The organism is Microcystis sp. LE19-10.1B, from assembly GCF_027530565.1.
GTDB lineage: Bacteria > Cyanobacteriota > Cyanobacteriia > Cyanobacteriales > Microcystaceae > Microcystis > Microcystis aeruginosa.
The window spans coordinates 1-5,670 of sequence record NZ_JAPZQM010000515.1 but is presented as its reverse complement, the minus strand read 5'-3'; the positions used below and the strand labels follow the sequence as shown (position 1 = coordinate 5,670).

4 protein-coding genes and 1 pseudogene are annotated in these 5,670 nt (G+C 41.9%); 4 read left to right on the top strand and 1 reads right to left on the bottom strand.

The window, feature by feature from the left end:
• Positions 1 to 600 precede the first annotated feature (600 nt).
• Positions 601 to 1,375: pseudogene (locus O9332_RS18480) on the bottom strand (Uma2 family endonuclease).
• 189 nt (positions 1,376 to 1,564) lie between these two features.
• Here O9332_RS18480 and O9332_RS18475 point away from each other — a divergent pair.
• From O9332_RS18475 to O9332_RS18460, 4 genes are all read left to right on the top strand, one after another.
• Positions 1,565 to 2,488: a hypothetical protein gene (locus tag O9332_RS18475; RefSeq protein ID WP_002758837.1), complete on the top strand. Its 924-nt coding sequence runs from the start codon at positions 1,565 to 1,567 to the stop codon at positions 2,486 to 2,488.
• A complete protein-coding gene (locus O9332_RS18470; protein WP_196219815.1) occupies positions 2,485 to 2,631 on the top strand; it encodes a hypothetical protein in 147 nt (48 codons plus the stop codon). The genes O9332_RS18475 and O9332_RS18470 overlap by 4 nt, the downstream gene beginning before the upstream one ends.
• Before the next feature lie 21 nt (positions 2,632 to 2,652).
• Complete coding sequence (glyQ, locus tag O9332_RS18465) at positions 2,653 to 3,528, top strand: glycine--tRNA ligase subunit alpha (RefSeq protein WP_002758836.1); 876 nt, start codon at positions 2,653 to 2,655, stop codon at positions 3,526 to 3,528.
• A gap of 315 nt (positions 3,529 to 3,843) precedes the next feature.
• Entirely contained in the window at positions 3,844 to 5,499 is a 1,656-nt protein-coding gene (locus tag O9332_RS18460; protein ID WP_288026782.1) for a lipoxygenase family protein, read from the top strand.
• Positions 5,500 to 5,670: the final 171 nt, after the last annotated feature.

Below are 5,670 nucleotides of genomic sequence, written 5' to 3'. Positions count from 1 at the left end.
ACTCCGAGACTCCGAGACTCCGAGACAGCTATCAGGGATCAGATTTGAATTTTTAGTTCACTGTTTACTGGTCACAGCAAAAAGCTTTTGGCTGACGGGTGACGGCTTGGATGTGTAATTAATTTTGCTTAGGTACTTAATGGTAAAACCCTTTGAAAATAAGGCTTTTGACCTGTTAAAATCCGATGTTAGTGCAAGAATATAGGATTGGGACATTCAAAAACCTTGCATTATCCTTCCTATAGTACATAAGCTGGTACAAAAAAAAGGAGGGCAACAAAGCCTGAAACGACCGACGACCGGCTACTGACGACCGACTCCTAACCCCACCAATAAACTTTTTCAGCAAACCCTAAATAAACCTTGACTAATGGGAATAACCAATAAATCCTGAGCTTCTTTTAATCGAGTAATCAAGGGAATTGTTCGAGAACGAATAAAAGGAGAAGCGAGAGCATCCGCTACCTCTAATAAAACAAAATCGCTGGTTACTAAAGAGGATTTATCTTGTTTTAATTGAGCTTTTTTTTATCTGTTTAGCTTGCTCATGAAAGGTGAGGGTGCAAGCAGTTAGATAAACTCACTGACCACCTTGCACTCCTACAAGGTTTCATCGGGATTAATGCCTAATTCTCTTAATCTTGCCGTTAATTGCTCAATTTTTTGTAAAGCCAGTTCTTTTTGTTGTCTTTCATATTCCTTTTGTTGTAAAGCCAGTTCTTTTTGTTGACGTTCAGATTCTTTGGCCTGTTTCTCCAGAAGAGCGGCTTCCTCAGGTGTTGGGATTAACTGACCCCTAGGACTAAAATAACGCAATTTATCGGCGTAGATACCTAAATATAAGCCCAATTCTTCACTCCATAACCAACCTTGCTGATTGGGTTCAATCGGTTGATATTTTCCCCTAATTAACGTAGATCCTTCAAACTCTAAACTATAGGGGTCAAACCAGAAATAATCAGGAGTCCTAAATGTATTTTGATAAATTTCTTTCTTTTCTTCCCTATCAGTCTTAGCGGTACTTTCAAAAGAGGATTTCTATAATCACATTAGGATATTTTCCCTCTTCTTGCCATACTACCCAACTTTTCCGGTTTTGGTTTCTAGTTGTTCCCAATACTACAAAAAAGTCTGGTCCTCTAAAGTATTCTGATTTTTTCTGATTGGGACTGTAGTAGATGGTTAAATTCCCGGTTGCAAAGTAATCTTCTCTATCTTGCCATAACCATTCTAGGCATTTTATCAACAAAATAATCTGAGTTAGATGTAAATTACTTTCCAATGGCGGTTCATCACTCCAAAATTCGCCCGTTGGGAAGATTATCTCATCTTTTCGGGCGGTTTGGCCAGGGGATAGGGGTTGAGTCGTAGTCATGGTTATCTGCTATGAATAATAAGCTGCCCGTGTATTTAAACTGCTTGTTGAGACGGGACAAGGGGCAACAGTAAAGGGATTGGGGAAGATTCAGCTAATCTAAGGATAGGCGGTTAAAATGCGTCTTAGCCTATTATTTGTGTTAATCTCATCTTTAGAGATCAAAACCCTCAATCGTCTAAGGAGACAATGGCCGCTAATTCTCGGAATAAATCGCCCCTTTTTCTCGGCTGTTCTGGCAGAATCGCTATTTTTTGCCTCTTGATGTTATTATCGGCGGCAATAGGCTGGTTAATCGGGAAACAGTGGGTTAAACACAGCAATCAACCCCAAACCGTTAAACCCGTTTTTGCCACGGAGGAAAATAACTTTAATTCTGCCACAGATACGGCATGGCAACGGAAAGCCGAGATGAGAAAGCGCCGTCTAGAGTTGGGAATTGATGGTCAGTTTTTTAAAAATCTCGTCAATGAATTGTTTAAACTCCGCTATGGGGATATCAAAGAGGAAAAACAGAAACAGGAACAAAGAGATATTTTAGCAGCAGAAATCCTCGATCGCTTAGACCGTCTCGATTCTGGCACTAGAGAAGCATTAGGTAGCTACGACGAGCAACAGCGAGAAAAATGGCGAGAACAAGTGAATCAGTTACGTTTAAGCAGTAGAGTCCTTAATTTACTCACTGATACTGCTTTTTTTCAGCTATTTCCCGAATTGACAGAAAGACCAAATTTTGATAGCGGCTTAGGTCAACTATGGAGTGGTTTGGCCTGGAATCAGTTACAATCTTTACAGTCTGGCCTATCCTACCAAGCGATCGAAAGTTTAGACGCGGGGGGAGAGGAAGTGATCGAGGCAATTCTCAGCGAGGGACAAGGAAAAGCCTATGCAATAAAATTGCGTTCCAGTGATCGGTTAGACTTAAATTTAGAGACGGAAGGCGAAGTTTTACTATCTTTCTACTCTCCCACGGGTAATATTACCCTTTTAGACAAGTCTAGCGATCGGCAATGGTCCGGTCAATTACCCGAAGAGGGATTTTATGAATTAGTTATTCTCCCCCAATCTTCTACCCCCGTTCACTTTCGCTTGCAGTTAAAAGTAAGTCAATGACTTTAACCGTCAGGAGACAGGAGACAGGAGACAGGAGACAGGAGACAGTCGGCAGCTTTTTTCTCCCCAACCCCCCATCTCCCCACACCCTACACCCTACACCCTACACCCCACACCCTACACCCCACTTCCCCAACCCCTAATCTGCTTTTTTACTTTTTCCCATGTCTCTAACTTTCCAAGCTGTTATCGCTAAATTAAATGAATTTTGGGCCGATCGCGGTTGTTTAGTTGCTCAACCCTATGATACAGAAAAAGGTGCGGGAACCATGAGTCCCCACACTTTTTTAAGGGCAATTGGTCCGGAACCTTGGGCAGTTGCCTATGTGGAACCCTGTCGTCGTCCTACGGATGGCCGTTATGGCGAAAATCCCAATCGTTTTCAGCATTACTATCAATATCAAGTCCTAATTAAACCCTCTCCTGATAATATTCAGGACATCTATTTAGACTCCCTGCGGGTGTTAGGAATTCACCCAGAAGATCACGATATTCGCTTCGTGGAAGATAACTGGGAATCTCCCACCCTCGGCGCTTGGGGTGTGGGTTGGGAAGTGTGGTTAGATGGGATGGAAATCACCCAATTTACCTACTTTCAACAGTGTGGAGGTATCGATTGTCGTCCCGTGGCGATCGAAATTACCTACGGTTTAGAAAGATTAGCCATGTATCTGCAAGATGTAGAGGCAATTAATAAAATTCAATGGAATGAAAATATCCTCTACGGTGATATTTTCCTGCAAAATGAAATCGAACAATGTACCTACAATTTTGAGGCTTCTAATCCTGAGTTATTATTTAGTTTATTCAGTTTATATGAACAGGAAGCTAAACAATTAATCGATCGCTCTCTGGTGATTCCCAGTCTAGATTATGTTCTCAAATGTTCCCATACTTTTAATTTACTCGATGCTAGAGGTGTGATTGCTGTAGCTGAAAGAACCCGTTATATCGGCAGAATTCGCAATTTAGCTCGACAGGTTGCTCAATTGTATTTACAGCAACGGGAAGCTTTAGGTTTTCCCCTACAAACGGTTTAGCAATCAGTTATCAGTTATCAGATGGGAGTTTTCAGTTCACTGTTTACTGTTCACTGATAAAATCTCCCCAACCTCAAACCAGCAACCTTGTACCTCATAGGTGCGAGAATTAATATATTAAGTTTTGCAAACAGATGCAATATTTCGGGAATCTAACCCAGTTCTAGCTGTATATAATGGGTGACACTATATCTAGCAGGTAATTTACCTCAAAAGACCCTTTTGTTGGAGGTAATTCTTTACTTTGACTAGCCTATTAGTGCCAGGAAAAAGACCACAATTTTTAAGTTCTAATTTTTTAGACAAGGAGTTACTTTGCTGACACCATCGCTACCCAAAAATGATCCTGATCCAGTCAAAAGACAAGATCTATTAAGACGACAAAAACAAGTGTACATTTATGATTCCGTTAATGGTATCACCCTCGTCAAAGATTTACCTACCCACGAAAACTTTTCTATTTCCTATCAAGTAATGCGGGGTAAAGGTTTCAGTGCTTTAATTGCCAATGGAGTCGCCACAAGAGTAGAAAATATCTTCGATCCCTTCGACACATTAGAAGATTACGAAGAACTTTTTCCTATCCTTCCCAAACCCACAAGCATTAAAACTTGGCAATCTAATACAGGTTTTGCCTACCAAAGATTAGCGGGAGCAAATCCCCTGGTAATTCGCGGGATTAGCAGCTTACCAGATAATTTCCCCGTCAGCGATGCCATCTTCCAAAAAGCCATGGGACCGGATAAAACCATTGACTCGGAAGCCGCTAAGGGTAACTTATTTCTAGCAGATTATGCCCCCCTAAACAACCTAACTTTAGGCAGTTATCAAAAGGGCATGAAAACTGTAACAGCACCTCTTGTCCTTTTCTGTTGGCGTGCTAGAGGTTTACGCGGTCAAGGGGGATTAGTACCTGTTGCCATTCAATTATATCAGGATCCGACCCAACCTAATCAGCGCATCTATACCCCCGATGACGGACTTAATTGGTTAATGGCGAAGATTTTCGTGCAAATTGCCGACGGAAATCACCATGAATTAGTTAGTCACCTCAGCCATACCCATTTAGTAGCGGAAGCTTTTGTTTTAGATACAGCTACCGAGTTAGCAATCAATCATCCTCTGGCAATTCTATTAAGACCTCATTTTCAATTTACCCTCGCTATTAATAGTTTAGCCGAGAGCGAGTTAATTAACCCTGGCGGATTCGTTGATCGTCTATTAGCGGGGACGCTAGAAGCATCTATCGAGATAATTAAGACTTCCTATCGTCAAAGATTGGATAATTTCGCCGATTATACCCTACCCAAGCAATTAGCCTTCCGCCAAGTCGATGATACCTCCCTACTACCAGATTACCCCTACCGAGACGATGCTCTCTTACTTTGGCAAGCAACGGAAACCTACGTCAAAGATTACCTAAGTCTTTACTATACTTCCGACGCGGATGTAAACGGGGATACAGAATTACAAGCTTGGGTGCGAAAATTGATGTCACCTGAAGGTGGAGGCATCAAAAAATTAGTTTCTGACGGAGAATTAGACACTTTAGCCAAATTAGTCGAAGTTGTCACCCAGATAATTTTTGTGGCCGGACCACAACACGCGGCGGTTAATTATCCTCAATACGATTATCTCGCCTTTTGCCCGAATATTCCCCTAGCGGGTTATCAATCTCCTCCCAAAGCAGCTGAGGAAGTGGATATAGATTATATTCTCCGTCTTTTGCCGCCCCAGGCCCAGGCCGCTTATCAATTGGAAATTATGCAGACTTTAACAGCTTTTCAATTTAACCGTTTTGGTTATCCATCCCGAAGTGCTTTCCCAGATCAACGCACTTACCCGATTTTGGCGGTTTTCCAAGCTAAATTAAAAGCGATCGAAAATGAGATCGATCGGCGCAATTTAACCCGATTTACGCCTTATATTTTCCTGAAACCCTCTCGCATCCCCAATAGTATCAATATTTAGGGTCTGCTGAAAAAGTTTTTTGTGGGGGCAGGGTGTGGGGTGTGGGGTTTTACCCATTTTCAGACGGTCAATTACCTAATTTTCAGGGAAAAAGTCCAGGAATTTTCGCCCCGATCCCTCCAATGGCTGGCACTTTTTGAGGTCAAAAAAGTCTAAAAGTCTTATCCAACA

Coding starts and splice junctions, on each gene's coding strand:
- glyQ (WP_002758836.1), top strand. CDS start 2,653: ATGTCTCTAACTTTCCAAGCTGTTATCGCTAAATTAAATGAATTTTGG.
- O9332_RS18470 (WP_196219815.1), top strand. CDS start 2,485: ATGACTTTAACCGTCAGGAGACAGGAGACAGGAGACAGGAGACAGGAG.
- O9332_RS18475 (WP_002758837.1), top strand. CDS start 1,565: ATGGCCGCTAATTCTCGGAATAAATCGCCCCTTTTTCTCGGCTGTTCT.